This is a genomic window from Herbaspirillum sp. B65, from assembly GCF_000333555.1.
Lineage (GTDB): Bacteria > Pseudomonadota > Gammaproteobacteria > Burkholderiales > Burkholderiaceae_D > Herbaspirillum > Herbaspirillum rubrisubalbicans.
Genome location: NZ_BADI01000553.1, coordinates 1 through 2354 on the forward strand (window position 1 = coordinate 1; position 2354 = coordinate 2354).

Annotated in this window: 2 protein-coding genes and 1 pseudogene; 1 reads left to right on the forward strand and 2 read right to left on the reverse strand. The window is 64.2% G+C overall.

Annotated elements, in window-relative coordinates; translation table 11 throughout:
* Window positions 1–909, forward strand: a 909-nt coding sequence (gene speB / locus I5W_RS13470) for an agmatinase (protein ID WP_044529614.1), incomplete at its 5' end; no start/stop codon positions are given.
* Window positions 910–1002: 93 nt separating this feature from the next.
* Here speB and I5W_RS13475 read toward each other — a convergent pair.
* Together I5W_RS13475 and I5W_RS13480 are read right to left on the reverse strand one after the other, a co-directional pair.
* On the reverse strand, window positions 1003–1488 hold the full coding sequence (locus tag I5W_RS13475) for a GNAT family N-acetyltransferase (RefSeq protein WP_044529613.1): 486 nt from the start codon (window positions 1486–1488) through the stop codon (window positions 1003–1005).
* Window positions 1489–1526: 38 nt separating this feature from the next.
* Window positions 1527–2354: pseudogene (locus I5W_RS13480) on the reverse strand (helicase-related protein); the annotation flags it as partial.

Consider the following 2354-nt stretch of genomic DNA (forward strand, 5'->3'; position numbering starts at 1 on the left):
CCCGTTCGGCGGCTCGCCACCATGATGCGGCTGCCGCACGTGCAAGATGCGGCCGGGCTGGATGTGGGCTTCGTGGGTGTGCCGCTGGATATCGGTACTTCCAACCGCTCCGGCACGCGCTTCGGGCCGCGCCAGATCCGTAGCGAATCGGTACTGCTGCGCCCCTACAACATGGCCACCCGCGCCGCCCCCTTCGATTCGCTGAAAGTGGCTGACCTGGGTGACGTGGCCTTGAATCCCTATAGCCTGCTGGATTCGGTGCGCATGATCGAAGAGGCGTATGACCGTATCTACGCTACCGGTTGCAAGACCATCAGCCTGGGCGGCGACCACACCCTGACCCTGCCCATCCTGCGTGCCATGGCGCGCCATCGCGGCCCGGTGGGATTGATCCACGTGGATGCCCATGCCGACGTCAACGACACCATGAATGGCGAGAAGATCGCCCACGGCACGCCGTTCCGCCGCGCCTTCGAGGAGGGTTTGCTGGACCCGCAACGGGTGGTGCAGATCGGTCTGCGCGGCACCGGTTATCACGCCGATGATTTCGACTGGTGCCGTGCCCAGGGTTTCCGCGTGGTGCAGGCCGAGGAGTGTTGGCATCGCTCGCTGGCGCCGTTGATGGAAGAGGTGCGTGCGCAGATGGGGGAGGGCCCGGTCTACCTGACCTTCGATATCGATGGTCTGGACCCGGCCTTTGCGCCTGGTACCGGCACGCCCGAGATTGGCGGGTTGACGGTGCAGCAAGGGCTGGAAATCATCCGCGGCTGCAAGGGGCTGGACATTGTCTCGGCCGATGTGGTCGAGGTCTCGCCGCCCTATGACCAGGCCGGAACCACCGCACTGGTGGCGGCTAACCTGGCATATGAAATGTTGTGCATCCTGCCGGGCGTGAAATACCGGGCCTGAGGCATCGATGCTGATGGGAAGTGAAGGAACAGGTCAAAAAACAAAAATGCCCGCAGCGTTTGATGCGGGCATTTTTATTTGCGCTCAAGACATTCAGTCCAGCGGCTTTTGCATGAACATGGCCTTGCCGGCTTCGGCCTTCAACTCATAGCCTGCAAAACCGCAGGCGCGATACAGCGCGCGCGCCACGGCATTGCCTTCCAATACTTCCAGCGTGAGCTTGCAGCAACCCAGCTTGCGGGCTTCTTCCTCGACTGCCGCCAGCAGCAGCTTGGCTACGCCCTGGCCGCGATAGGCCGGCATCACGGCCAGGTCATGCAGGTTCAGCAGTGGCTTGCAGGCGAAGGAGGAGAAACCTTCGATGCAATTGGCCAGGCCAGCAGGCGTGGTGCCATCGAAGGCCAGGAACACATGGGCGGTAGGACGTTTCTTCAGCTCGGCCGCCAAGTTCTCGCGCACGTAGTCGGAGAGCTGCTGGCCTCCGCCCATGGCATCGCAAGCGTAGGCATTGAGGGTCTCGAACAAGGCTGCCGCGTGGGCAGCGTTGTCGAGGTCGGCCTTGATGACGGAAACACCCATGTCGTTCCTTTACCGATGAAGTTGAGAAGATGATGGTCTTACTTGCCCGCTGCGCGCTGGCCGCCGTGGGTCAGCGCCGAGGGGCGCGGACCGCCCTGGCGAGGCTGGCCCGGGTTGCGCGGCTGGTTGTTGGCATGGGCCGGCTTGGGGGCGCGGTTGGCGTTGTTGCCACCGCTGCCGCCTGTGCTGCCATTGCCACCTGCGTTGCCAGAGCGTGCGCCTTGGCCGTGACCCTGGCCGCGTGCGGCATTGCCCTTGGCGGCTGGGCGCGGCTTGGCAGCTTGGCCGCCATTACCACCATTACCACCATTACCACCATTGCCGCCGTTGGCTGGTTTGGCCGGCTTGGCTGCAGCAGAATTGCCGTTGCCGTTTCCATTGGCAGCAGGTTTGCGCGGGGCGCTGCGCTGACCGCCACGTCCGCCACCGTTCTGGTGACGGCCCTGGCCGCTGCGCAGTTGGATCGGCTGCGGCTTGGCGCTGGGGTCGGGTTCGAAACCGGCAATCACTTCCACCGGAATCTCGCGCTTGATGAAGCGCTCGATGTCGTGCAACAGGTCGCGCTCATCCACGCAGACCAGCGAGACGGCTTCACCGGTGGCGCCGGCACGGCCAGTGCGGCCGATGCGGTGCACGTAATCTTCGGGTACGTTGGGCAGGTCATAGTTGACCACGTGCGGCAGTTGGTCGATGTCGATGCCGCGGGCAGCGATGTCGGTGGCGATCAGGGCGGTCAGCTTGCCGTCCTTGAATTCGGCCAGCGCCTTTGGTGCGGGCCGACTGGCTCTTGTTGCCGGGGATCGCCATGGCGCTGATGCCGTCCCGCGCCAGTTGCTCGACCAGCTTGTTGGCACCGTGCTTGGTGC